The following is a 24,461-nucleotide window of genomic DNA, read 5'->3' as shown; positions in this document are numbered from 1 at the left end:
GTCAAGGGTCAGTGGCTTCACTGTAGTGGGGGCCGGCTCATCGTGGGTTCGGAATGCGCCATGTCGCTCACGCACCGGTAAGCGCACCGCGTGCCAAGCCACTGAAGCGCCCTTCACAGGCGCGCGCACGCTTCACGGTGCAGGCAATTTACGACGCGTTTGTTCGGATTTGGCAGGCGCAAGGCTGGGAGCGGCTTACCACCCGCTCCGTGGCGCTGGAGACCGGCATCTCGGTGGGCACGCTGTACGAGTACTTTCCCAACAAGCAGGCGCTGTTGTCCGGCTATGTGCGCCATAGCATGGACGTGCTGCTCGCGGCAATCGAAAAGCAGGTCGTGCAGGCCGTCGATGCGCCGTGGCAGGAACGCTTGCACCACTTGTTGCGGCTGACGCTCGGCATCGACGCGCCCGAGGTGTCCTACTACGACGCCAAGATGCTCGGCCTCGAGCATCAGATCGCCGAGCTCAAACACCACCGGCGTGTGCATGACGAGATCCTCGCGGCCTGGTCGAAAGCGCTGAACGCCTGCGCCGATTTGCCGCAGCCGCCGTCGGCGCACACGGTGCACACGCTGTTCCTTTCGGCCTTTGGCGGAAGGCGCTATCTGTTGCTGGTGAATGCCGATGAGGCTACAGCCAGGGCGTGGGCCGTGGAGCTCGAGCGTCAGTGTCAGTTGACGCTGTCGGCGCCGTCGCAGCCCCAGCCCTCGGGGCGCGCCTCTAGCTCGCTCGCCAGATCCGAACAAGCGCCTCGCCAATAACCTTGAGTTTCGACCGGCGCGACGCCTTGAGATGCAGCCTCTGCAGGGCGGAGTAGGCGCGCGAGCCACCGGCGGGGACAGCCCGGTATTCCGAACCCGCGCATACGGGGTCGTCGATAAAGTCTCCGGCACTCGATGGCAGTTTCACGCCATCGACCACACCACCGGAGACATCGATGAACACCCACTTGGCGCGTGCACCACAAACGCAGGCTTCGCTTCCGAAGGACAACGTCGTCGACGCGCTGTACTCGAAGGTCAGCTGGCGGATCATTCCGCTGTTGATCGTCTGCTACATGGTCGCCTACCTCGACCGCATCAACATCGGCTACGCGCAACTGCAGATGAAGCAGGTGCTGACGTTCAGCGATGCGGTGTACGGCCTGGGCGCCGGCATCTTCTTCATCGGCTACTTCCTGTTCGAAGTGCCGAGTAACTTGCTGCTCGAAAGGATTGGCGCGCGCAAAACGTTGCTGCGCATCATGTTCTGCTGGGGCATCGTCGCCGCGGCGATGATGTTCGTGCAGACGCCGACGCAGTTCTACGTGCTGCGCTTCCTGCTCGGCGTCTTCGAGGCCGGCTTCTTCCCCGGGATCATCCTGTACCTTACGTACTGGTATCCGTCGAAGCGGCGCGGCCAGGTGATCGCCGTCTTCATGGCTGCCACCACCGTTGCGGGCGTCATTGCCGGCCCGTTGTGCGGCGGCATCATGAAGTACCTGGACGGCGTGAACGGGTGGGCTGGCTGGCAGTGGCTCTTCCTCGTTCAAGGCTTGCCCGCGTCGCTGCTCGGCATCGTGGCGTACTTCTACCTGCAGGACAGCCCCGAAGACGCGCGCTGGCTGAACGCTGCTGAAAAGACCGCGCTGCGCACCAACCTCGAGAACGACCACGGCCTGGTCGCCGGCGGCTCGCACGCGAGCCTGGGCCAGATGCTTCGCGATCGCAAGGTCTACGTGCTGGCGTTGGTTTACTTCTTGCTGCTCGGCGCGACCTACACGATGATCTTTTGGGTGCCGACCCTCATCAAGAGCTGGGGTGTCGCCGATCTGATGAAAATCGGCCTGTACTCGGCGTTGCCCAGCCTGATCGGCGTGTTCGGCATGGTCCTGATCGGCCGCAACTCCGACAAGCACGGCGAGCGCCGCTGGCACTTTGCCGGCAGCGTGGCCATCGCAGCGATCGGACTTGGCATCACGACGTTGACGCATGGCAACCTCGGTGCGTCGCTTGCCGCCCTGTCGCTTGCCGTGATCGGCATCGCTGCTGCAACGCCGCTGTTCTTTACGATCACGACCGAGTATCTATCGAAGGTCGGTGCGGCCGCGGGCATTGCCCTCATCAGCAGCCTCGGCAACCTGGGTGCGGCAGCGAGTCCCGCCGTCACAGGCGCGATCACTGCGCGCACTGGAAGCCCGGTCTATAGCATGTATCTGGTGATTGCGCTGTACCTGCTCTCGGGAATCATCCTGCTGCTCGCGGTGCGTTCGGCGAAGACGCCCAAGAATGTTCAGGGCTAGAACCAACACACCCAGGAATGGAAACAAGGCAAACGGACCACCTGAGCAGTATGGACGCATCGTTCCTGCACCTGGAAACGCCAGAGAAGCCGATGCACGTGGGCAGCCTGATGCTGTTCGACTTGCCCGAAGGCTACGGGCTTGCCACCAACTCTGCGCAAGGCGCGCCATGCCGCCCAGGGAAAACGCATGCTCGCTGACGTCGACCGCGCGCGCCAGACGGCGAAGCAGCTCGAGTCAGACCTGGACCGCGAGCAGCAGCCGAAGACGCTGTGGCCCAGTTGCTCGACGCCGAGCGTGAGGCGCTGCTTGAAGCACAGCAGTTCGCAATGCCCAACGCCCGACCTCGCCATCCCGAGGGGGATACTCCACAGTGGATCACTTCTAGATGGAAATTAACAGCTCAAGGACGAGTGGACGGGGATCAACGTGCTGGACGGCCCCTTGCACGCGCTGCCTCACTTCGTGCGAGAGTTGCGGCAGCGCACCCGGGGTGCTGAGCTGCAAGCGGGCGAGGTTGTGACAGGTGCATGGACGACGCGCGGCCGATTGATCATGGTCAGGTATGGCCCGCTCAATTCGACGCGCCTTTTCAGTTGCTGGAAATCGCGTCCCGTTGATGGGAGAGACGGCCTACGCGACACGGCTTCCAAAGGGCTGAATGCGGACCACCGGCGGACGTTCGGCACCTTCGTGCTTAGTCAAGAACTTCGGTGCGTGGGCTCGTCACGGCGCGCGCGCAATGCATCGCCTCTCAAATTGACAAGACGGCACAAATATCCGTCGACTTCCCGCTCGTCCCTAACAGTGTGAAAACGCCGGCATTGTCAACTGTGAAGACGACCCGTCCCACGTACAGCGTAGTTGTAGGGCCGGGCGGCACGTCGCTCGGAAAAAGTATGAGCACGTTATGCCCGGTGGTAACAAACGTCGTAGTGCCGTCCGGGTTGAAGGTCTGCTTGGTTACCGACCCGTTCGCTTTCAAGCTGAGAGTGGCCCCGCTGATGACATTGGTGAATGTCAGTTGTACGCCCTTGCCGGCCGTAATTGACTTCACCGGGTTGCCCTCCTTGTCCGTGAACACTTTGGTGTCCGGAGGCGTGCCGGCGACCTGAAACTGCAGGGGGAAACTACACGCCACTCCTGCTGGAAGAGTTTCCTGAGCTGCAACCAGTGCCGTGACCAAACCGAATGCCAGTCCAAGCGCAGTGGCGCGTACAAGACGTGAGGAAACCAGTGCTTTCATGGGAACCTCCAAGTTGGTCGAGACACCTTCTTCTGCGCCCGCTCGAATTTTGAGACTCATCCCCGTAACCGAATGCGGAGTATTCAGGTGCTTTTTGTAAGGGAGGTGAAGTCTCACGTCCTGGGCGTCGTTGCCGCTACGACCGGGCCTCTCCACGCTAGCACCGGCAGTTCCCCTCCTGGGGTGGGCAACGCTGCTTACGGATTGGGTTCAACAACCTGCGACACAACCATCACATTCATGCCCTGCAAGGAGGCGAGTACGAGATCTCGCATACGGTGGCCGGCAAGACTGCTGTCGGGTCGCTGTCAGCGAGCTGCAGGCTACAGAAGGTGGCGTCAACCGAGTTCCGGTTCGAGAATTCCAACTCCAGCAAAAGAGCTGCCGTATCGACTGATGGACTCGATCATTGGGGCCTCGAACCCGCTACTTGCGTTGCAGTCCGCCGAGCACTACGCCAAGTTGCTCGTCGTTCAGGGCTGGATGCACTTCCATGTCCATCAGATCGGACCACTCGAGAACCCAACGTGCTATTGCGGAAGCGTCGTCTGCCTCGCTGATGCTAATGCCCGTGCCGTTCGCCACGTCGTGCCAGCGCCCGAGCAGCTTGACGCCTACTGGAGGCTGTCCACCCGTTTTCGCGAAGCGCTCGATGACAGCGTTGCGATTGCCGGAGGAAATGCGCCAATGGCCGATGAAAAGCATGATGTTCGTCCCCTTTCGGCACCTTGGAAGTGCGCTGCAGGCGAGTGGCGCGCGAACAACGCCGGGCATTGGGTGACGCCCTGGGTCATTGATAGTCGAACGCGCCCAAATCTGCAAACCGCCGAGGCGGCCACGGCGTGGCTCGCTTTCCGCACCCGATCAATTTTTCGGCGACTCGGCGCAGGATCGGCGTCCAGTTCCCCACGGGGGCGACCACGGCGAATGCACGGAATGCGCCAAGCCCCTCCCTCGGCGCCAAAACTGCGCGATCATTGGAAGTGTCGGGCCAATCCGAGCCTTCATTGAGGAGCTTCGCGGAGGGTCGACTGCGCCCAGATCCGTGCCCGAGCTGCTGGATCGGGGTTCGTTCTTCAAAACTGCATCGAGAGACCAACCGGTTGCGGACCTTGCTGCCTTTCGATGAAGGCGATCACGCGATCCCCCATGCGTTGAAAGCCCAGGTCGACAAACTGCTCGCCGATCTGCATATGACGAAGATGCAGGCGATCGATGTCGGGCGGCAGTCGAGGCTCGGCGGCATGGATGGAAAGGCGGCGGGCATCGATGCGCAAGCCGAGCGTGGCTTGCAGCAGCATGAACACTGCTCCGGCGGCCCACGCTTGCGGCAGGCACGCCACCGGATAGGCGATCGGCGCCTCGCCCGGTGCCCGCTCAAAGCCGCAGAACAACTCCGGCATTCGCATGCCGAAGTGGGTTGCCGCTTCGAACATCTCGCTCAGCAGGCGCACGACCCCATCGCGTTCCCCGTAGCGCGCCATGCCTGCGGCGCAGAGCACGACATCGTGAGGCCAGACGGACCCGTTGTGGTAGGACATCGGATTGAAGCGCGGCGCCTCGGGCGGCAGCGTGCGGATGCCCCAGCCTGAATTGAAGGCGCTCGACAGCAGCTGGTGCGCAATGGCCCGGCCTCGGTCCAGGCGGGGCAGGCCGGTATAGAGCAAGTGGCCGACGTTGGAAGAGCGCACTCGGCAGGGCCGGCCCACGCCGTCCAGCGCGAGTGCGTAGAACTGAAGATCGTCCTGCCAGAAGTGTCGTTCGACCGAGGCGCGCAGCTCCTCGGCGCGGCGCTTCCAATGGCCCGCCGGGCCATGATCTCCGCGCCATTCGGCGAGCTCGGCCATCGACAGGTAGGCGCGGTAGGCATAACCCTGGACCTCGATCAGCGCGATCGGCCCTTCGGGCATGCGGCCGTCTTCATGGAACACCGAATCGTTGCTGTCCTTCCATCCCTGGTTGGCCAGGCCGCTGGCCTCGCCACGCGCATAGCTCAGGAAGCCGCCGGGGTTATTGGCGCTGCTGCGCTCGATCCAGCGTACAGCCGAGTTCAAGGCCGGCCAGAAGGGATCGATCGCGCGCGAGTCACCCATGCGCTCGGCATAGGCGCCTGCCAGCACGATGAACAGCGGCGTCGTGTCGACACCGCCGTAGTATTTGGCGAAGGGCAATTCGTCGACGGCGGCCATTTCCCCCTTGCGCGTTTCGTGCATGATTTTTCCGGGCTCGGAATCGCGGAACGTCGAGGTGTGCTGAGCCTGATGATGTGCAAGGAACGCCAGCACACCGTGCGCCAGCGAGGGGTCGAGCCAGAGCATCTGCAAGGATGTCACGATGGCGTCGCGCCCGAAGGGCGTCGAGAACCACGGAATGCCCGCGTAGGGATAGGGCCCCGTGGGCAGATCGGTCGTCAGCAACGCCAGATCGGCGCGCGACTTGTCCAGCCACGACTGGAACAAGCGGCCCGAGACCTGCGCCCGTGCCCCGCGCCGTTGCCGCACACGCATGCTTCGCCGTGCCGCCGCCGCAGCCTGCCGGTAGCGCGTGCAGCTCGGTGCAGCCGTTGCCGCGGGGCCGATTTCCATGTAGAGCGTCCATGGCCGCCGTTCCAGCACGTCGACCTGGAATTCGGCATGGTTCTCATCCAGGCGAGAGGGCGTCTCCGAAAATGCGATGCAAACCGTGCGCACCAGGTTGTCCAGCCCTTCATAGACCCACTGCAGCGTTTGCTCAGCCACCACGGAAGGATGCCGTCGGCCGCGTTGCGAACGCTTTTGCCCGCGTACCTCGAACATGTCGCGAAAGTCCGCCCCCAGCTGGATCGCGAGCGGGGCGCGCACCGGAGACAGGCCATAGTTGAACAGCGTGATGCGCTCGAAGATGCGCCCGTCCCACAGGAAGCGCTTGCGTTCCACGTGCACGACGCCTTCGGGGGTCGCCGCGTCGCCCAGCGGCGGCAGCGGATGGTTGGCCAAATGCGCCGTGAAGAAGACGTTGTCCTGGCTGACTGCGCCCGAGAGCAACGAGGGCCTGCGGCCGCCGAAGCGCAAGCGAAATTGCGACAGCAGCCGGGTGTCGTTGCAGAACAAGCCATCGGCTTCGCCCGTCACGTCGCCATAGATGTCGGCGACTAGGAAGGTGTCGCCTTCCTTCAGAACAAACAGGCGCTGAGGCGTGCGTTCGACCCACTGCTCGACGTCAAGCTCGGCAAGCGCCGGCTCCTGTTCCATTCCCTGGCCTGCCGGCTCAGGCTGCCTTGGGATAGCCATGTTGCGGATACCTCGTCCTGAATCCGGGCAGTCGATAGTAGAGATCCAGGTAGGCGCTGGCCATGACCCGGGACGAGAACCGCTGCTCGAAGGCGGCGCGAACCTGGCCCCTGTCGAGCGCGATCGCTGCTTGCACGGCCGCAACGGCTTCGTCTTCGTTGTCGACGATCAAGCCTGATATGCCTTGTTCGAGCACTTCGGGGACGGAACCGCATCGCCACGCGATCACCGGTGTGCCACAGGCCATGGCCTCGACCATCACGAGCCCAAAGGGCTCCGGCCAATCGATCGGAAACAGAAGCGCATTGGCGTTGCCGAGGAACTTCGCCTTGTCGCCATCCCCGATCTCGCCCACGAATTCGATCAGTGGGTGGTTCAGCAGGGGGCGGATGCGGTACTCGAAATATTCTTTGTCCACGGCGTCTACCTTGGCAGCGATCTTGAGCGGCATGCCTGCACGGATGGCAATGGCGATAGCGCGATCGGGACGTTTCTCTGGCGAGATGCGCCCGAGGAATGCGAGATAGCCGCCTTGCGGGACGGCCTGGAACGGATAGAGCGCTTCATCCACGCCGTTGTAGACGGTGCCGTGCCAGTTTGCAAATTGCAGGGGCTTGCGCTGGTGATTGGAGATCGATGCCAGCGGGAACCGGTTCCAGCACTTGTACGCCTCGGGCAGATCCCTGACATCGAGTCGGCCGTGCAGGGTGGTGAGAGTGTGGCCCGGCGCATTTTCGAAAAACGGGAAGTGCAGCAGATCGATGTGGAAGTGCAAGACGTCGAACTCGTCGGCACGGCGCCGCACTTCGTTCAGCAGGACCAGATGGCTGGCCAGGTCCGACTTCAGCGTGGCGGGGTCAAGGCGCAATGCCTGGTCGCGCGCCGCGACCAGCTTCGCCCGCGTCTGCGCGTCCGCCGATGCGAACAGCGTGACGTCGTGGCCCTGTTCGAGCAATGCATCGGTCAGGTACGCGACCACACGTTCCGTGCCACCGTAAAGACGCGGCGGCACGGCCTCGTAGAGCGGGGCGATTTGCGCGATCTTCATCGTCGATCTCCCAAAGTGCCGTGGCATCGGCCAACACTCATAGATACATGGTCTCCCCTCCAGTTTTCAAGAGGGCAGGATGCTCGACGTCCGTTCGGACTTGTCGCGCTCCTTGACGGCGCGTGCAGTCAGCAAAGATCGGTGCCGCGGACCTGCGGGAAGCCGCAAGGCTGCACGCAGACGAGCGGGAAGGGAATTGCCCTCGCTGCCCTCAATACACCCCCAATACCTTCAACTAGATGATGACGCCAATGGCACGCCGAAGCGCCAAAGGATGATGCTTTTCATGTGACCTCCTTGGTGGCTGGTCTGCAGTGAAAGTACCGAGCGGCACCCCGGAGGGAGAGGGAAAAAAGCGATCCTCGCAGTAGGAAAACGCTCGCCTCAGCGACCGCCGACGATCTGGGCCCGAGTTGCGCAGAGACGCTGCCCCACGGACGGCCGGGAATGGGCAAGTCTCGTCATCATGGGTGTATCGCCCGGTAACCGAGAGTTTCTGCGAGGGGGCGCACCACAAGGTCTGCGGATACCCGTGCGCGCTTGATCCAGCGCACGGACCGCGCAGTTTTCTCCATCCTGCCGAAGCGGCGGGGCGATCATCGGCCGCGTCGCGGGGGTCGCAGAGGCGTTCTCCAAAACCAGCTCGCCCACGCGCTTGCGTTGGCCGGGGCGGATCGCCTCCCCGGGGAGCTTGTCGCCCCGATGACTTGGCCAGTCAGGTTCGCCGCGTCCATAGGGCGTTGCGCCTGCCTGTTATTGTTTTAGGTTTATACCCAGGGCCGCGGTCCTAAACTGCTTCGCTGCTTCCGGCAGCTGACTCTTGGAATGGCGTTCGCACCGGACGCTGCGGCTCGTGCAGCTTCCCAGGAGATCCACATGCACAACGAGGCTCAAAGGAATTTGGACTATCGGGGCTCGCTCATCACCATCGAGCTTATCGGGAGCGGCGAGCAGATCTCTGCGCGCGCTGACGTGCACCGGGACGGGGAATTCGCAGGCCGTGTCGTACTTGCGGCAGGTCAGGCCGAACGGGAGATCCTTTTCGACAAGCTCGAGTGCAAGGCGAAGGAGCTCGTCGACGGGCTTTTGGCCGCCGGCAGTCCGGCGGCGACGGCCTGCTCCGGGCTCGGGCCGCAGAAGACGACCGGCTGCCCATAACCGCGCATGGCCATCCTCGTCGGTACCGCTTCGTGGACTGACAACACGCTGATCGACTGCGGGCGCTTCTACCGAAGGAAGTCAGGGCGCCGGAGGCGCGCCTGCGCTACTACGCGTCGCTTTTTCCCTTGGTCGAAATCGATTCGAGCCAATACGGGGTCCCCACGCCGACCAACGCCTGCAACTGGTCCGAAGCGGCTGCTCAGGGAAGCGTTGCACGCGATGCCCGACACGTTCGGCGCTTCATCGCTCATTGGCGTACCGATCTGCAACGGCTTCCTGCCTGATGCCCGCCTTCGCTCCCGCACGGCACGCGGCAATGCAGGACGGCGTTCTCCGCGACCTGACGCACCATCAGCGCGGTGAGCTCGTGCCGGCTCGGCGGCACGCGTCGCGGACAACGTCCCCGGATCTCTGAAGCCGTCGCCTTCCACGGCGAGCGCTGTCGCGCAGTATTTGGGCAAAAAGGCTTACACGGCCACTCGCGGCGAGGACGTCTGCTCCCCAAATGCCCTTCGGCGTGGGCAAAAGGAGTGCAGCGTGCAAGTGCGAACCGACGTATACCGGGCACGGGGAGACGACGGGCAGGTCTACATCGTCTTCCGGCGTACGCCCATAGTCTCCGTCAAGACTCCGTACGGATCCGTCAAGAAGCAGCGCGAGCCGAAGTTTTATCTCGGCAACGGGGACTTGCTGGAATGTTCCGGCGCCTATGACACGTTCAAGACGGTCGACGGCAACCTGGTAGTTCGACTCTTGCCTGCGAGGGCAGGCGCCGTTGGATAGGCCCGAGCGCAGCGAGTGCGTTGAAACTCCCCAGCCTCGCAAGCGCGCAGCACTTCTTGACGATGCATGCTTGGCGCATTGGTGAGATCAGCTCTCACACCTGCGTCTGTATGGGCTTTCGCCCGACATTCCGCGCCCGCTCTTCTTGGTGTCGTGCTGTCGGATCACGGCCATTCTCATGAAGCGCACCTGGCTGCTCTTAGCCCAAGCGGTGACGGTCCTGCTGGCAGGATATTTCGTCGTCGCCACGCTCAATCCAACGTGGATTCGGGGACGCTCTTCCTCGCCCGATCGCGTGATTTCGGTGACGCAAGCGCCCGCGTCGTCGAACGCCGTCATCGCGCCTGGCAGTTTCAGCGCCGCCGCGAAGAAGGCATCGCCGGCCGTCGTGAGCATCAACACCAGTAGGACGGCCAGGCGAAATCCCAGCAGCAACGATCCCTGGTTCCGCTTCTTCTTCGGCGATGAGGCTGGCCAGCAACTGCGCGTCGGGCTCGGCAGTGGCGTCATCGTGAGCACCGACGGCTACATCCTCACCAACAACCACGTGGTGGAAGGAGCCGACGAGATTGCCGTCACGCTGAATGACAGTCGTCATGCACGAGGCAAGGTGATCGGCACCGATCCGGAGACGGATCTTGCCGTGCTCAGAATCGAGCTCGACAAGCTGCCTGCAATCGTGCTGGGCAACTCCGACGCACTGCAAGTCGGCGATCAGGTACTTGCAATCGGGAATCCCTTCGGCGTCGGCCAAACTGTCACTGCAGGTATTGTCTCGGCGCTCGGACGCACTCAGCTCGGCATCAACACGTTCGAAAACTTCATCCAGACCGATGCGGCCATCAATCCCGGAAACTCCGGCGGCGCACTGATCGACGTGAACGGCAATCTCCAGGGCATCAACACAGCGATCTATTCCCGCTCGGGTGGCAGCATGGGCATCGGCTTCGCGATCCCGATCTCGACGGCCAAGCAGGTGCTGCAAGACCTCGTCAAGGAAGGCAAGGTCACCCGCGGATGGATCGGCGTGGAGCCTTACGATCTTTCGCCCGAGCTGGCGCGGACCTTCGGGGCCAGGGCACGCTCCGGTGCGATCGTCATCAGCGTTTTGCAGAACGGCCCAGCAGCACTCGCCGGCATACGGCCCGGCGACGTGATCACCCGCGTGGCTGAAAAGCCGGTGAGAAATGTGCAGGAGCTTCTGTCCACAGTCGCAGGGCTCAAGCCCGGCAGCCCGGCGCAATTTCAGCTCCAACGCGGCTCTGACGAGCTGCAGGTGCCGGTGACGCCCAGCATACGTCCGAGCAATCCGATCCGACGCCAGCCGGCCGTGCCGCAGTAGCAGGTCGCTCCTCTCTCCAAAGAGCGCGTTGCTTCAGTCCGGCGAGTGGTGGGAAACCGGAGCGTTGTGAGAAGGCGAACCGACTGAGCGCGCCCCCGAGCCATTGCGCGGAGCCGCAGCCGGCGGCCGCGGTGCGGCCGCTGCGCACGGCGCCTTCGATCGTTGCCGGATACGGACCTTCGACATAGCGCCGCAGGCCAGTAGGCTCCGGATTCTCGGCTTTCGCGACCCTTGCAACACCAAGGCAATGCAGCCTTTCTGCTGTCGCGCGACGGCCATGGCCGCTTACCCGCACCGGCCCTCCCTTCAAGGAGGTTGCCACCAAGCTTGAGGATCTCAGAGGTGCGGGCAACGCCGAACCCTTGTCTTCACTGGGGGGCTCACACAGCGCCGATTGCTTTGTGGACTGCGCTGATGGCGTCCGCGAGTTTTTGGAGCTTGCGAAAGTCGAATGCGGATGCGCCGGGCTCGCTCGAAGGCCGAGAGTATCCGTCGAGCCCAATCCTAGTGGTAGTCGTCTTCGCGCTGGAGGCGGATCGCAGCGACCACGACCTCTCGCTCGCTGATGACTCGAAACAAGGCTACGTATCCCGAAGCCCCGAATGGAATGACCAGTTCGCGCTCAAGCTGGTCAGCGTCGGCGATGCGGCAAGTGAACGGATTCGTTTGCAGAATTCGAAACTCTGTGCGGATGGCTGCTATTGCACGGCGAGGTAGATCGAAGTCTCCGTGCTGCAGAGCAGACTCGACAAGAAAGTCCTCAAGACGCAGCAGATCCTCAAGCGCCTCACGCGTCAGGGTGACCGTGTAAGTCACGAACGAGCGGTTCTGCCGCGCTTCTCTTGCACGAGCTGCGAAATGCGCGCGTCGAGGCGCTCTTGCATCGCGTCGAGCGCGTCCTTAGCAGAGTAGTACTCGCCGCTCTTCTTCGCACGCTTCAATGAATCGCGGCCACGCGCAAGGAACTCTTGCTGAGACTTGCGACGCTGGGCGGCCTGCACCGCCGCGTTTTCCACGAACTGCGACAGAGTTTCGCCTTGACGTAGCACGCTCTCGATTTCGTCGCGCACGGATGGCTCCACGCGCACGGGAGGCAACTGGGCGGTCTTCATGGAAGCAACTGTAGAGCAATTGCTATGCGCGGCAAGATCACTCGATCGCCGCCGCTCTGATGGGCTCGGCCTGCCAGCCGCCGCCCAGCGCCTTGAATGCACTGACCGCCGCGCGCGCCGATTCCGTTTGCGCTTGCGCTCTGGCATCGGCCACGCGCAGCATGCTCTCGTCGGCCTGCAGCACTTCGATCAGGCTGACGACACCTCGCTGATAGGCCGCGAACGATGCCCCTCGCGCACGGCCGAGAGAGGCCTCCCCTTGCGCGAGCGTGGCGGCCTGTTCCTCGCGCTTGACCAGGGTGGAGAAGGCGTTCTCCACGTCCTCGGTCGCACGCAGGGCGGCGAGCCGGTAGGCCGCGAGCAGCTCCGCGTCCTGCCCCTTGGCGAGTTCGATCTGCGCATCGATGCGCCCGAAGTCGAACAGCCGCCAGCGCAGGCCGAGCAGGGCGGCGGCCTGGCTGGCGCCCCCGGTGAACAGGTTGCCGCTGGCCACCGACGTGGCGCTGCCAAGGGTCCCGCTCAGCGACAGCTTCGGGTAGTACTCGGCCACGGCCATGCCGACGCGGGCATTCGATGCTGCAAGGCGCCGCTCGGCGGCGATCAAGTCGGGCCGGCGCCGCAGCAATTCGGCAGGCGATCCAGCAGCGCTGATGCGCGGTGCGACGGGAATGGCCGCGGCTGTCGCCAGTTCGGCGCGGTGCGCGCCTGGCGCCGCGCCCAGCATCACGTCGAGTGCGTTCATGGCCGCGGCTTCGCCCGCCTCGAGCGCTGGCACGGACGCACGAACCTGCGCCAGCGCGCCCTCGGTCTGGTGCAACTGGAGCTCGGTGGCCAGGCCCTTGCCATAGAGCAGGCCGATCTTCGACAGCAGTTCCTGCTGCGTGCCGACTTGCCGGCGCGCAATGTCGAGGCGGGTTTGCAGACCGCGCAGCGTGATGTAGATCTCGGCGGTCTGCGCGGCCACGGCCAGGCGCGTAGCGGCCGCGCCGGCCTCCGATGCCTGGTAGTCGGCCAGCGCAGCCTCGCGCCCCCGGCGCAGGCCGCCGAAGATATCCAGCTCCCAGCTTGCGCCGAGGTTCGCTTCGTAGGCGCTGCCGTAGCGATCGAAACCTGGCTGCGCGTTCAGCACCTGGCCCAGCGGCGTCTCCACCGACTGGTAGGCCCTGGCGGCTTGTCCGCTGAGATTGCCCGAAGGCAACAACGCCGCGTTCGCTGCACCGAGTCCAGCCCTGGCCTGCGCCATGCGGGCGGCTGCCTGCGCAAGATCGAGATTCTGTTTCAGCGCGTGTTCGACATAGCTGGCCAGTTGCGCATCGCCGAAGCCGCTCCACCATGCCACCAGCTCGGCGTTGGCGGTGGCCGATCGCTGGCCGAGGGCTGCCTCGCCGATGAAGTGGTCCGGCAGGCTCGGTGTCGGCCGGACATAGTCGGGGCCCACCGCGCAGCCTGCGAGCAGGCTGAACAGCAGGGGCAGGGTGAGGGTGCGTGGGGACATGGCTTTGTTCCGTGACGAGCGACAGGAATAGTGGAAAGAAGTTGGTGACTATAATTCAATTTGGTCACTTGTTGTCGATTGTTTATCCGAGCGGTAAGCTCCTGGCATGAACAACGCAACTTCTTCTCCGCCTGCCACGCGGGGGCCGGCCGATCACGACGTGCGCACGCAGATCGTCGTCGCGGCAACCGAGCACTTCAGCCAGTACGGGTACGAGAAGACCACGGTTTCCGACCTCGCCAAGGCCATCGGCTTCTCCAAGGCGTACATCTACAAGTTCTTCGAGTCCAAGCAGGCGATCGGCGAAATGATCTGCGCCAACTGCCTGCGCGAGATCCAGGGGGACATCCGCACGGCGGTCGATGGGGCCGACCGCCCGCCGGAGAAGCTGCGCCGCATGTTCAAGGCGATCGTCGATTCGGGCCTTCGGCTGTTCTTCCAGGACCGCAAGCTCTACGAGATCGCGACCTCGGCGGCCAGCGAGCGCTGGCCGTCGGCGATCGCTCACGAAGAGTGCATCCGGCAGATGCTCCTCGAGCTGTTGAAGCAGGGGCGGGAGTCCGGCGACTTCGAGCGCAAGACGCCGATCGACGAGACGGCGGCGGCAATCTACCTTGTTGTTTATCCCTACATCAACCCTCTGATCCTGCGGCTCAGCGCCGATCACACGGACCAGGCGCCGGCCCAGTTGTCTGGTCTGGTGCTGCGCAGCTTGTCGCCTTGAAACAATAATTTCTCTGTGACCATTGACTAAAATGGTCACTGTTAGCAGAATTGGGGTCCTGAACGATTCGTCAATGGGCCCCTCATGCACTCGCGCCGCTTCCTCACGTCCGCCTTCGTCTGCGCCTTGCCGTTCGCGCTGGCCGCTTGCGACGACAAGGCCACGCCTGATCCGCGCACCCAGACGCCGCTGGTGCGCGCGGCCACGGTCCAGGCCGCCGGGTCGGCCTCGCGTTCGTTCACGGGCACCGTCGCTGCGCGGGTTCAAAGCGACCTGGGCTTCCGCGTCTCCGGAAAGGTGCTGGAGCGCTTCGTGAACGCTGGTCAGACGGTCAAGCGCGGGCAACTGCTCATGCGCATCGACCCGGTCGATCTGAGGTTGGCGGCGCGTGCGCAGCAGGAGGCCGTCAGCGCCGCGCGGGCGCGTGCGAAGCAGGCCGGCGACGAAGAAGCGCGCTACCGCGATCTGCGCGGCACCGGCGCCATTTCCGCTTCGGCGTATGACCAGGCTAAGGCGGCGGCGGATGCCGCGCAGGCCCAGCTTGGTGCAGCCGAAGCGCAATCCGAGGTCGCGCGCAATTCGAATCGCTATTCGGAGCTCACTGCCGATGCGGACGGCACGGTGCTCGAGACGCTGGCCGAGCCAGGCCAGGTCGTCAACGCCGGGCAACCGGTGGTCCGCGTGGCGCAGGCCGGGCGCAGGGAGGCCGTGGTCCAGTTGCCCGAAACGCTGCGCCCGGCCGTCGGGTCCGGTGGGCGAGCCACGCTGTTCGGCAAGGAAGGTGTTGCCGTGCCCGTCAAGCTCAGGCAACTCTCCGATGCGGCCGACAGGCTTACGCGCACCTTCGAGGCGCGCTACGTGCTCGAAGGCGAGCTCGCCAATGCGCCCTTGGGCGCCACGGTGACGGTTGACATCGCGGACGGCAAGCCGGCCCGGGCAGGAGGCGTCCAGGTGCCCATCAGCGCCCTGTTCGATACAGGCAAGGCGACAGGCGTCTGGGTCATCGGCGGCGATCCATCGACGGTGCGCTGGCAGCCGGTGGACGTCGAGCGCCTGGATGGCGAGCGTGCCCTGGTGGCCGGTCAGCTCAAGCTGGGGGATCAGGTTGTCGCGCTTGGCGCGCACCTGCTGCGCGAAGGCGAGAAGGTGCGTGTCGCGACTCCGGCCGCGACCCCTGCGGTGGGCGGAGCCCGCCCGTGAGCGAAGGCCGTTTCAATCTCTCGGCGCTGGCCGTACGCGAGCGATCCATCACGCTGTTCCTCATTGGCCTGATCTCGCTGGCAGGGCTGGTCGCATTCTTCAAGCTCGGCCGCGCGGAAGACCCCGCCTTCACCGTCAAGGTGATGACGGTCATCACCGCCTGGCCCGGCGCCACGGCGCAGGAGATGCAGGACCAGGTCGCCGAGAAGCTCGAGAAGCGCCTGCAAGAGCTGCGCTACTACGACCGCACGGAGACGTACACGCGGCCCGGGCTGGCGTTCACGACCCTGACGCTGCTCGACAGCACGCCTCCGGCGCAGGTGCAGGAACAGTTCTACCAGGCGCGCAAGAAGCTCGGCGACGAAGCGGGCAACCTGCCGGCCGGCGTGATCGGACCGATGATCAACGACGAGTATGCGGACGTCACCTTCGCGCTGTTCGCGCTCAAGGCCAAGGGAGAAGCGCAGCGCGTGCTGGTGCGCGATGCCGAGACGCTGCGCCAGCGGCTGCTGCATGTGCCGGGCGTGAAGAAGGTCAACATCGCGGGCGAGCAGTCGGAGCGCATCTACGTGGAGTTCGCGCACGACCGGCTGGCCACCTTGGGCATCGGGCCGCAGGACGTGTTCGCGGCGCTCAACGGCCAGAACGCGCTGAGCCCGGCCGGATCCGTGGAAACCAGCGGCCCGCAGGTGTTCATCCGGCTGGACGGCGCATTCGACACCCTGCAGAAGATCCGCGACACGCCCGTGGTCGCGCAGGGCCGCACCCTGAAACTGTCGGATGTGGCCACGGTCAAGCGTGGCTACGAAGACCCGGCCACCTTCATGATCCGCAACGGTGGCGAGCCGGCGCTGCTCGTGGGCGTCGTTATGCGGGAAGGCTGGAACGGGCTCGACCTGGGCAAGGCCCTGGACGTGGAAGCCCGCGCCATCAACGCCGAGCTGCCCCTGGGCCTGAGCCTGACCAAGGTCACGGACCAGTCTGTAAACATCAGCGCCTCGGTCGACGAGTTCATGGTCAAGTTCTTCGCTGCCTTGCTGGTCGTGATGCTGGTGAGTTTCCTGAGCATGGGATGGCGCGCCGGCCTTGTGGTTGCTGCCGCGGTGCCGCTGACACTGGCCGTGGTCTTCGTGGTGATGGCAGCGACCGGCAAGAACTTCGACCGGATCACGCTCGGTTCGCTGATCCTTGCGCTCGGACTATTGGTGGACGACGCCATCATCGCCATCGAAATGATGGTCGTGAAAATCGAGGAGGGCTACAGCCATGTGGCCGCGTCCGCCTACGCCTGGAGCCACACGGCAGCGCCGATGCTCTCGGGCACGCTGGTCACCGCCGTCGGCTTCATGCCCAACGGCTTTGCGCCGTCGACAGCGGGCGAGTACACCAGCAACATGTTCTGGATCGTCGGCATCGCGCTGATCGCATCCTGGGTGGTCGCCGTGGTGTTCACACCCTACCTGGGCGTCAAGCTGCTGCCGAACTTCAAGAAGATCGAAGGTGGCCATGCCGCGATCTACGACACGCCGCGCTACAACCGCCTGCGTCGCGTACTGGCGCGTGTCATTGCGCGCAAGTGGCTGGTGGCGAGCGCGGTCATCGGCCTCTTTGTGGTGTCGATCCTCTGCATGGGCGTGGTCAAGAAGCAGTTCTTCCCGATCTCCGACCGCCCTGAGGTTTTGGTCGAAGTGCAGATGCCCTACGGCACCTCGATCACGCAGACCAGTGACGCCACGGCCAAGGTCGAGGCCTGGCTTTCCACGCAGTCGGAGGCCCAGATCGTCACCTCCTACATCGGACAGGGCGCGCCCCGCTTCTACTTCGCGATGGGGCCCGAACTGCCCGACCCGTCGTTCGCCAAGATCGTGGTGCGCACGGCCAGCCAGGAGGAGCGTGAGGCTCTCAAGCACCGGTTGCGCCAGGCCATTGCCGACGGCCTCGCGTCCGAGGCGCGGGTGCGCGTGACCCAGCTCGTGTTCGGGCCGTACTCGCCGTTTCCAGTGGCCTACCGAGTCAGCGGACCCGATGCGAACGAGCTGCGCAGGATCTCGGCAGAGGTGCGGCAGGTGATGGATGCCAGTCCGATGATGCGCACCGTCAACACCGACTGGGGCACCCGCACGCCCACGCTGCACTTCACCCTGAAACAGGACCGCCTGCAGGCTGTCGGGCTGACCTCCAGCGCCGTGGCGCAGCAACTGCAGTTCCTCTTGAGCGGCGTGCCAGTGACCACCGTGCGCGAGGACATCCGCACCGTGCAGGTGGTGGCCCGTTCGGCCGGCAGCACCCGGCTCGATCCTGCGAAGCTCGTGGACTTCACGCTCGCCGGCGCTGTAGGCCAGCGAATTCCGCTGTCGCAGGTCGGCGAGGTCGAGGTGCGCATGGAAGAACCGGTCATGCGACGACGCGACCGCATGCCCACGATCACGGTGCAGGGCGATATCGCCGAGGGGCTGCAGCCCCCCGACGTATCGACCGCGATCACCGCGCAGCTGCAGCCGCTGAGGCAGAAGCTGCCGGCCGGCTACCGCATCGTCCAGGCCGGCTCGATCGAGGAATCGGAGAAGGCGACCCAGGCAATGCTGCCGCTGTTCCCGATCATGCTGGCGATCACGCTCCTCATCATCATCTTCCAGGTGCGCTCGATCTCCGCGATGGTCATGGTGTTCCTCACGAGCCCGCTCGGGTTGATCGGCGTCGTGCCGACCTTGCTGCTGTTCCAGCAGCCCTTCGGCATCAATGCGCTCGTCGGGCTCATCGCGCTGTCGGGCATCCTGATGCGCAACACGCTGATCCTGCTCGGGCAGATCCATCACAACCAGCAGGAGGGGCTCGATCCGTTCCATGCGGTCGTCGAGGCGACCGTGCAGCGAGCCCGGCCTGTGATCCTGACCGCGCTTGCGGCGATCCTCGCGTTCATTCCGCTGACGCACTCGGTGTTCTGGGGCGCATTGGCGTACACGCTGATCGGCGGCACTTTCGCAGGGACGATCCTGACGCTGGTGTTCTTGCCGGCGATGTATTCGATCTGGTTCAGGATCAAACCCGGCAACGCGACCCAGCCCGCGCACTGACGCGCCCCGTCACCATTCATCGAGATCGAAAGGAATTGCCATGTCGAGTTCATCAGTTGTTGTCGTGACGGGCGTGTCCTCGGGCATCGGACGCGTCGCCGCGGAAATGTTCGTGGCGCGGCGCTGCCGGGTGTTCGGCACCGTGCGCGACCTGCGCAACGCGCCCGCGTTGCCCGGTGTCGAGTTCGTCGAGATGGACGTTCGGGAAGAGGGCTCGGTTCAGATGGGCATCGAATCCATCATCGACCGGGCCACGCGCATCGACGTGCTGGTCAACAATGCGGGAATGATGATGATCGGCGCGGTCGAGGAGACCGCGACGGCCGAGGCCGCGGCGCTGTTCGACACCAACGTTCTCGGCATGCTTCGCACCACGCGCGCCGTGCTCCCGCACATGCGTGCGCAACGGCGCGGGCGAATCGTCAACGTCAGCTCGGTGCTTGGAGTGCTTCCAGCTCCGTACATGGGACTCTATTCGGCCACCAAGCACGCGGTGGAAGGGCTGTCGGAGTCGCTGGATCACGAGGTGCGCCAGTTCGGCATTCGCGCGACGCTGGTGCAGCCGGCCTTCACCCGGACCAACCTCGATGCCAACGCGCCCCGTGTGAAGGCACGGATCGGCGGCTATAACCGCGAACGTGACCTGGTGGCGCTCTCGGTGGCCGAGAGCGTGAGCAGTGCGCCCGAGCCGCACGGCGTCGCGGGCACCATCGTCGAGGCGGCGCTCGGCCCCTGGCGCATGCGTTGCACGCCGCCAGGGGAGGCGTCTCTCCTGACGAAACTCCGGCGCTTCATGCCTGCCGGACCAGTGGACTCGAGCCTGAGAAAAAAACTCGGGCTCGGCTCTTGCTGAGCGGTTGCTCTGTCCGGCAACGAAGAAGAACGTGAACAGCCTGGATCTCCTGTGCCTTTCAGCGACGTTGCCTCTTGCGGAAGCTTCTACCGAACCGCCAGGCACCTGGCGCTGTCGAGGGGGATCGTCAGCGGAGGCCAGGGGCGGCATTCGCTGCTGCATTGCGGAACGGACAACAGATCCGGAGAGCTCATGTTGTGAGCGAGCGCCCAGGATTGCCTGTCCGCTTGCGCGAACCCGCATCGCTGGGGATCTGCGGTCGCAGGTGACGTACGCTAAGCGCGCCGCCTACGACGCGGCAATGGCCTCCTTGACAAAGTCGGTGTACTTGCGCAGAGGACGCCCGAGGCTGGCCTGCAGGCGATCTGCTGCGCCGTCCGCACCGTGCATGCCGAACTTCTGAATCCCGGCCATCATCAGGCGCATGTCGTAGGCGAGCCAGGATGGCCCCAATGTGGCCATCTGTCCTTCGAAGGCCGCCACGTCGTCTCCTCCGTAAGTCACTTCGCGGCCGAGCGCAGCACTCCAGATTTTGGCCACCGACTCTCCGGTCAACAGCTCGGGCCCGACCAACTCCAGCGTCACGCGTGGTGACGGCGCGGTCGCGCGGTCGCGGCGCAGCAGTTCGGCGACGGCGGCGTCCGCGATGTCCCGCGCATCGATCATCGCGACGCCCGTGGAGCCGATCGGCATCGGGTAGATGCCATAGCCCTGGATCACCTGCTGGACCATGCGCTCGTTCTGCATGAAGTAGGCCGGCCGAAGGATGGTCGCCGGAATGTCGAGGCTCTCGATCATTCGCTCGACCGTGTGCTTGCCGGTGAAGTGCGGCACGTTGGTGAACTTGTCCGCATGGATGACCGACAGGTAGACGATGCGCTCGATGCCAGCCTCGCGTGCCAGGTTCAGCGCGACGAGGGCTTGAGTCAGTTCGTCGGGCGTGACGGCGTTCAGCAAAAACAGCGTGCGCACCGATGACAGTGCCGCGCGCAACGAGGGCACGTCGGTCAGATCGCCGACGACCTCCTTGACGCCGGCTGGAAAGCTTTGCTTTCCGGGCGTGCGAACGAAGGCGCGGACTTCGGCGCCGGCAGCGGCCAGGCCTTGGACGACGAGGGAACCGATGGTGCCGGTGGCACCTGTGACGAGAATGCTCATGGAAATCTCCTAGGAAGTTGAAGGGGGTAGAAAGATCGATCAGCGCGAGAAGTCCGCGACCACCTTGCCGATGCGAGGGTCGGTGCGATTGCGTTCGATGGCGGCGGGGATGTCGCCAAAGCCCACGACTTCGTCGAGCTTCGAGATCAGCGTGCCTTCGGCGATCTCTGCGGCCAGCCGTTCCAGCAGGGCGGCGTCCGGCTTGGTCATGAACCACAGTCCGCGGCGGCCGGGCGGCGTGCGTCCCAGGATGTCGGGCGAGGACGTGCCGACGATCGCCCCGTCCTTCGTCAGCACCTGCCATGAGCGATCGAGCACTTCGCCGCCGACGTAGTCGAGCACCACGTCGATGTCGCGCGCGACCGACTCGAAGCGTTCGGTCCGGTAGTCGATGACATGGTCCGCGCCCAGGCTGCGCACGTACTCGAGGTGCGCGGTCGACGCGGTCGCGAAGACTTCGGCGCCTGCCCGCTTGGCGTACTGCACGGCATAGCCGCCCAGCCCTCCCGCTGCACCATGGATCAGGATCCGCTGGCCTGTGGCGATCGGACCCGCGTGGTGCAGGCTTTGCCACGCGGCCACAGCCGCGACGGGGACAGCGGCCGCATGCACGTCGTCCAGGCCCTGGGGCGTGCGCACGAGGTTCGCCTCGTCGACGGCCACGACATCGGCATAGGCACCGAGCCCGCCCAGTGGCCCCATGACGCGATCGCCCACGCGAAAGCGCGAGGCGCCGGGGCCGAGCGCCTCAACCACACCCGCGAGTTCGATACCCAGGACGGCGGGCAGTTGAAGCGGGAAAGCCTCCCGGACGAAGCCTTCACGAACCTTCCAGTCGATGCCGTTCACGCCGGCGGCGCGAACGCGGATCAGAACCTGGCCCGGTCCGGCTGCGGGCCTCGCGATCTCGGCGACCTCGGCGGCGGCAGGACCGCCATAGGCCCGGATCAGGACAGCGCGTGGGGTGGTGGTCATTTCAATTTCCTCATCTCAAAGTTGCGATGAGGAGAAGATAGGTCGTTGCACCAGTAAAACGAAGATGCGAAAATAGGGACACCTCGTCTCAAAATCGGAACACATGGACCTGAATGCATTGACCGACTTCGCACTCGTCGCAGCCAATGGGGGCCTCGGAAAAGCAAGCCGTGCCAGCGGGAGATCGAAAGCGACGCTGTCCCGCCGCATCGCGGACCTGGAAGAGCAGCTCGGCGTGCGACTCATCGAGCGCAGCGCCCGCGGGCTCAAGCTCACGGAAGCCGGCCAGATGCTGATGGATCGCACCGAAGGGCCGATGCACGAGGTGGCCGAGGCCATGACTTCCGCGCGCGAGGGCTTGTCGGTACCTCGCGGACGCTTGCGCATCGCCTCGCCGGTGCTGTTCTCCCAGCTGGCGATGGGTCGCATCTGCGCCGAGTTCTGCGCGGCCTACCCCGAGGTCACGTGCGAGGTGGTGGCAGAGGATCGCCTGGTCGACCTCGTCGAGGAGCAGTTCGACGCCGCGATCCGGATCAATCCAAGCCCCGACAGCAGCCTCGTCGGCCGGTGCTTCGCCAAGGACCGGCTCGTAGTCGTGGCCGCGCCCTCCGTGCCCATGCCAAAGCCGCGCAAGGGCAAGGTCAGCCCTGTTCCCGGCGTCGTTTCAACAACCTTTCAATCCGGAAATTGGACGCTCGACGACGGACGCCTTGTCCTGGAGCCGATCCCGAAGCTCAGACTTTCCTCGTTCCTGATGATTCGCGACGCTGCGGTCGCTGGCGCCGGCGCCGCCCTGATACCGCAGTCCATCGCATGGAACCAACTGACGCGCGGAGAACTGGTTCAGTGGGGCATGGTTTCGGGCGTAGAGGTCGCGCTCTGGGTTCTGCATACATCGCGACGACTTCCTGCGCCGAAGGTTCGGGCGTTTGTCGAATTCATGTGCGAGCAATATCCGCAGGGGTCTCTCGTACTGAACGGCTAGAAGACCGGTCGGTCGCTCTGGCGACTGGTCGGCAGTTCGCGGCTACGCAGCCGACGCATGACTTCATGCCCCCAAGCTTTCGAATGTCTGTTTTTCAGGCGAGCAATCTCGACCATACGGCAGTCCGTGCATGGACGTCCCCGGTTTGCCAGGCATTCAGTTGATGATGAATTGAAGGGCACCCGCACATTCGGACCTTCACTGCGGCTTTTCGTCGCTGGCCCTGATGGGGGTTTGCTGGTCGGCTCCTCTATCGGTCTTTCGCACTCCGGGTGCTCCGAACATTCTGGGCTTCGCCAACCGCGCTCTACCCTGTCTTGCCATCACTGCATGATTGGCTGAGCAGGTTCGGTCTCCTTGCTTTCGAATCAGGCATCGAGACGCAGCTGCGGCCGAACCGAGAGGCGGACGGTCGCCAACATCCTTTCTGCGCTGGAGGGTTCGGGGTTGGAGAAAGTCGTTGCGGAATCGACCGGTGGTGCACAGGCGGCGATCGCATCGGCGACCTAAACGTCCTGTGGGAGCTCGAAAGGGCTTGCTTCGACAATCGATCCCGGCGGCCATGAACCGCGCGGCCTACTACATGAGTAACTGGGATGGGCTACTCGACAGCGTCCGCAGCACGGGCAAGCCGCCGACAATGTACGCCGCCGATCTCGCCATCCCCGATGGTCGCGCCGCGCGACTTGGGCGAGGTGGCAGCCGAGAAGCTGGTGTCCTCCCTTGACGACACTGGCATCCGCTACGTGGAGGGGCCAGGACGCTATTCCTCGGCGGACGTGGCGAACGCCTTCTCGAAAGCGCTCGGCCGGCCGGTGGAAGTCGAAGTCACGCCGCGCGACAAGTGGAAAGAGGCGTATCGGAGCCTTGGGTTCTCCAAAGCTGCTGCGGAGTCCTATGCGCGGATGACCGCCGTCAGTGTCGACAGCGGCTTCAACATGCCTGATGACCCGTGGCGGGGCGCGACAACGCTAGAGGCCTACATGCGCGACCTGGTTGCGAAATCCTGACGCGCCGGCGGACGCTCCTTCTGGAACCTGCGCCCGGAAGGTTCAGAAATCGCGGGGTTCGATCACGCCGCCAACAGCCGGCCGGACCCAACAACTTCCCGATGCCAGAAGGCTGGCGAACCGGTGCTGCCAGCCCCACATGGTGGCGTCCGACAACTCGAGCCATCGACCGATTGATCTTCATGACGTGTGCACAAAGCAGAGCTTGTGTCCTTCGGGGTCCAGGCAATAGGCAGCATAGAAGTCTGCTGCGTATCTGGTCCTCAGGCCAGGCTGGCCGAGGTCTGTCGCGGACATCGACAGCGCCTTCTTCCAGGCCGCATCCACCGCCGTCCTCGAAGGAGCGAGAAAACTCACCTGGGATCCATTGGCGATCGTCGGCGGTTCGCCATTGAACGGCTTGTTAACGACGAACTGCGGCCACCTTGCATGGAGCAGACGCCAGACGACTCCAGGCGGACCGATGCGCCCAAGCTCGGTGACTCGGAAAATGCCGAGCTCAGCGAGCACCGCGTCGTAAAACGGAGTCATCGCTTCGATGTTGCGGACGCCGAGCTGGATGTGCGCGTACATGGTGAAAACCACGGTCCGCTTCCGGCGAAACGGAACGTGTAGGTGGGCTGCGTTTCCGATTTACTTGCTCAAGAGCAGTCGACCGCTTGTGCGCGGCGTCAATGTGGCGGGTCTACCAGATTCCTCGACGCCGGAGGACCGCTTCGACATCGTCTTGTATTCGAATGAGGAG

Annotated in this window: 22 protein-coding genes; 12 read left to right on the top strand and 10 right to left on the bottom strand. The window is 64.4% G+C overall.

The window, feature by feature from the left end; all coding sequences use genetic code 11:
- Nucleotides 1-53: 53 nt before the first annotated feature.
- The 3 genes from AC3A6B_RS22070 to AC3A6B_RS22060 all read left to right on the top strand — a co-directional run bounded on the left by AC3A6B_RS22070 (nucleotide 54) and on the right by AC3A6B_RS22060 (nucleotide 2,481).
- On the top strand, nucleotides 54-761 hold the full coding sequence (locus AC3A6B_RS22070; RefSeq protein WP_487838784.1) for a TetR/AcrR family transcriptional regulator: 708 nt from the start codon (nucleotides 54-56) through the stop codon (nucleotides 759-761).
- A 176-nt stretch (nucleotides 762-937) separates the two neighbouring features.
- The gene (locus tag AC3A6B_RS22065) at nucleotides 938-2,281 is read left to right on the top strand and encodes an MFS transporter (RefSeq protein ID WP_487838783.1); all 1,344 of its coding nucleotides are present in this window, start codon (nucleotides 938-940) and stop codon (nucleotides 2,279-2,281) included.
- A gap of 50 nt (nucleotides 2,282-2,331) precedes the next feature.
- Nucleotides 2,332-2,481 (top strand): wax ester/triacylglycerol synthase domain-containing protein, encoded by a 150-nt coding sequence (locus AC3A6B_RS22060; protein WP_487838782.1) that lies wholly within the window; start codon nucleotides 2,332-2,334, stop codon nucleotides 2,479-2,481.
- Nucleotides 2,482-3,035: 554 nt separating this feature from the next.
- On the opposite strand, the gene AC3A6B_RS22055 is transcribed toward AC3A6B_RS22060, so the two are convergent.
- The 4 genes from AC3A6B_RS22055 to AC3A6B_RS22040 form a co-directional block, all read right to left on the bottom strand.
- Nucleotides 3,036-3,527, bottom strand: a complete 492-nt coding sequence (locus tag AC3A6B_RS22055) for a hypothetical protein (protein ID WP_487838781.1) — start codon at nucleotides 3,525-3,527, stop codon at nucleotides 3,036-3,038.
- A gap of 426 nt (nucleotides 3,528-3,953) precedes the next feature.
- Nucleotides 3,954-4,232 (bottom strand): DUF3303 domain-containing protein, encoded by a 279-nt coding sequence (locus tag AC3A6B_RS22050; protein ID WP_487838780.1) that lies wholly within the window; start codon nucleotides 4,230-4,232, stop codon nucleotides 3,954-3,956.
- A gap of 371 nt (nucleotides 4,233-4,603) precedes the next feature.
- Nucleotides 4,604-6,796, bottom strand: a complete 2,193-nt coding sequence (locus AC3A6B_RS22045; RefSeq protein ID WP_487838823.1) for an amylo-alpha-1,6-glucosidase — start codon at nucleotides 6,794-6,796, stop codon at nucleotides 4,604-4,606.
- Nucleotides 6,774-7,844, bottom strand: a complete 1,071-nt coding sequence (locus tag AC3A6B_RS22040) for a glycosyltransferase family 4 protein (protein ID WP_487838779.1) — start codon at nucleotides 7,842-7,844, stop codon at nucleotides 6,774-6,776. Before AC3A6B_RS22040 ends, AC3A6B_RS22045 begins: the two co-directional genes overlap by 23 nt.
- Nucleotides 7,845-8,720: 876 nt before the next feature.
- Between AC3A6B_RS22040 and AC3A6B_RS22035 the strand changes: the two genes are divergently transcribed.
- From AC3A6B_RS22035 to AC3A6B_RS22025, 3 genes are all read left to right on the top strand, one after another.
- On the top strand, nucleotides 8,721-9,002 hold the full coding sequence (locus tag AC3A6B_RS22035) for a hypothetical protein (RefSeq protein WP_487838778.1): 282 nt from the start codon (nucleotides 8,721-8,723) through the stop codon (nucleotides 9,000-9,002).
- Between the two features lie 56 nt (nucleotides 9,003-9,058).
- Nucleotides 9,059-9,289 carry a DUF72 domain-containing protein gene (locus AC3A6B_RS22030; protein ID WP_487838822.1) on the top strand — a complete coding sequence of 77 codons (231 nt, stop codon included), beginning with the start codon at nucleotides 9,059-9,061 and terminating at the stop codon, nucleotides 9,287-9,289.
- Between the two features lie 677 nt (nucleotides 9,290-9,966).
- Nucleotides 9,967-11,130 (top strand): trypsin-like peptidase domain-containing protein, encoded by a 1,164-nt coding sequence (locus tag AC3A6B_RS22025; RefSeq protein ID WP_487838777.1) that lies wholly within the window; start codon nucleotides 9,967-9,969, stop codon nucleotides 11,128-11,130.
- A 504-nt stretch (nucleotides 11,131-11,634) separates the two neighbouring features.
- Here AC3A6B_RS22025 and AC3A6B_RS22020 read toward each other — a convergent pair.
- From AC3A6B_RS22020 to AC3A6B_RS22010, 3 genes are read right to left on the bottom strand one after another with little or no spacing between them, the layout of a single operon-like run.
- Nucleotides 11,635-11,946: a type II toxin-antitoxin system RelE/ParE family toxin gene (locus AC3A6B_RS22020; protein ID WP_487838776.1), complete on the bottom strand. Its 312-nt coding sequence runs from the start codon at nucleotides 11,944-11,946 to the stop codon at nucleotides 11,635-11,637.
- A complete protein-coding gene (locus AC3A6B_RS22015) occupies nucleotides 11,943-12,242 on the bottom strand; it encodes a YlcI/YnfO family protein (RefSeq protein ID WP_487838775.1) in 300 nt (99 codons plus the stop codon). The genes AC3A6B_RS22020 and AC3A6B_RS22015 overlap by 4 nt, the downstream gene beginning before the upstream one ends.
- Before the next feature lie 37 nt (nucleotides 12,243-12,279).
- Complete coding sequence (locus tag AC3A6B_RS22010; protein WP_487838774.1) at nucleotides 12,280-13,737, bottom strand: efflux transporter outer membrane subunit; 1,458 nt, start codon at nucleotides 13,735-13,737, stop codon at nucleotides 12,280-12,282.
- 106 nt (nucleotides 13,738-13,843) lie between these two features.
- Here AC3A6B_RS22010 and AC3A6B_RS22005 point away from each other — a divergent pair, with 106 nt between their 5' ends.
- From AC3A6B_RS22005 to AC3A6B_RS21990, 4 genes are all read left to right on the top strand, one after another.
- Nucleotides 13,844-14,461 carry a TetR/AcrR family transcriptional regulator gene (locus AC3A6B_RS22005; RefSeq protein WP_487838773.1) on the top strand — a complete coding sequence of 206 codons (618 nt, stop codon included), beginning with the start codon at nucleotides 13,844-13,846 and terminating at the stop codon, nucleotides 14,459-14,461.
- A gap of 84 nt (nucleotides 14,462-14,545) precedes the next feature.
- Entirely contained in the window at nucleotides 14,546-15,661 is a 1,116-nt protein-coding gene (locus tag AC3A6B_RS22000) for an efflux RND transporter periplasmic adaptor subunit (RefSeq protein WP_487838772.1), read from the top strand.
- Nucleotides 15,658-18,735 carry an efflux RND transporter permease subunit gene (locus AC3A6B_RS21995; RefSeq protein ID WP_487838771.1) on the top strand — a complete coding sequence of 1,026 codons (3,078 nt, stop codon included), beginning with the start codon at nucleotides 15,658-15,660 and terminating at the stop codon, nucleotides 18,733-18,735. Before AC3A6B_RS22000 ends, AC3A6B_RS21995 begins: the two co-directional genes overlap by 4 nt.
- 40 nt (nucleotides 18,736-18,775) lie before the next feature.
- Nucleotides 18,776-19,588: an oxidoreductase gene (locus AC3A6B_RS21990; RefSeq protein WP_487838770.1), complete on the top strand. Its 813-nt coding sequence runs from the start codon at nucleotides 18,776-18,778 to the stop codon at nucleotides 19,586-19,588.
- A 288-nt stretch (nucleotides 19,589-19,876) separates the two neighbouring features.
- On the opposite strand, the gene AC3A6B_RS21985 is transcribed toward AC3A6B_RS21990, so the two are convergent.
- Both AC3A6B_RS21985 and AC3A6B_RS21980 read right to left on the bottom strand, forming a co-directional pair.
- Nucleotides 19,877-20,746, bottom strand: a complete 870-nt coding sequence (locus AC3A6B_RS21985) for an NmrA/HSCARG family protein (RefSeq protein WP_487838769.1) — start codon at nucleotides 20,744-20,746, stop codon at nucleotides 19,877-19,879.
- A gap of 39 nt (nucleotides 20,747-20,785) precedes the next feature.
- Entirely contained in the window at nucleotides 20,786-21,721 is a 936-nt protein-coding gene (locus AC3A6B_RS21980) for an NADP-dependent oxidoreductase (protein WP_487838768.1), read from the bottom strand.
- Nucleotides 21,722-21,824: 103 nt separating this feature from the next.
- Between AC3A6B_RS21980 and AC3A6B_RS21975 the strand changes: the two genes are divergently transcribed.
- Together AC3A6B_RS21975 and AC3A6B_RS21970 are read left to right on the top strand one after the other, a co-directional pair.
- Entirely contained in the window at nucleotides 21,825-22,706 is an 882-nt protein-coding gene (locus tag AC3A6B_RS21975) for a LysR family transcriptional regulator (RefSeq protein ID WP_487838767.1), read from the top strand.
- A gap of 668 nt (nucleotides 22,707-23,374) precedes the next feature.
- Nucleotides 23,375-23,716, top strand: a complete 342-nt coding sequence (locus AC3A6B_RS21970; protein ID WP_487838766.1) for a hypothetical protein — start codon at nucleotides 23,375-23,377, stop codon at nucleotides 23,714-23,716.
- 180 nt (nucleotides 23,717-23,896) lie between these two features.
- Here the strand turns inward: AC3A6B_RS21970 and AC3A6B_RS21965 are convergent, their stop codons facing one another.
- Complete coding sequence (locus tag AC3A6B_RS21965) at nucleotides 23,897-24,289, bottom strand: VOC family protein (protein ID WP_487838765.1); 393 nt, start codon at nucleotides 24,287-24,289, stop codon at nucleotides 23,897-23,899.
- Between the last annotated feature and the right edge of the window lie 172 nt (nucleotides 24,290-24,461).

Source organism: Variovorax sp. Soil_C_33, assembly GCF_057656935.1.
Note: the sequence above shows the minus strand (reverse complement) of the source record. Positions and strands in the feature narration are given on the sequence as shown.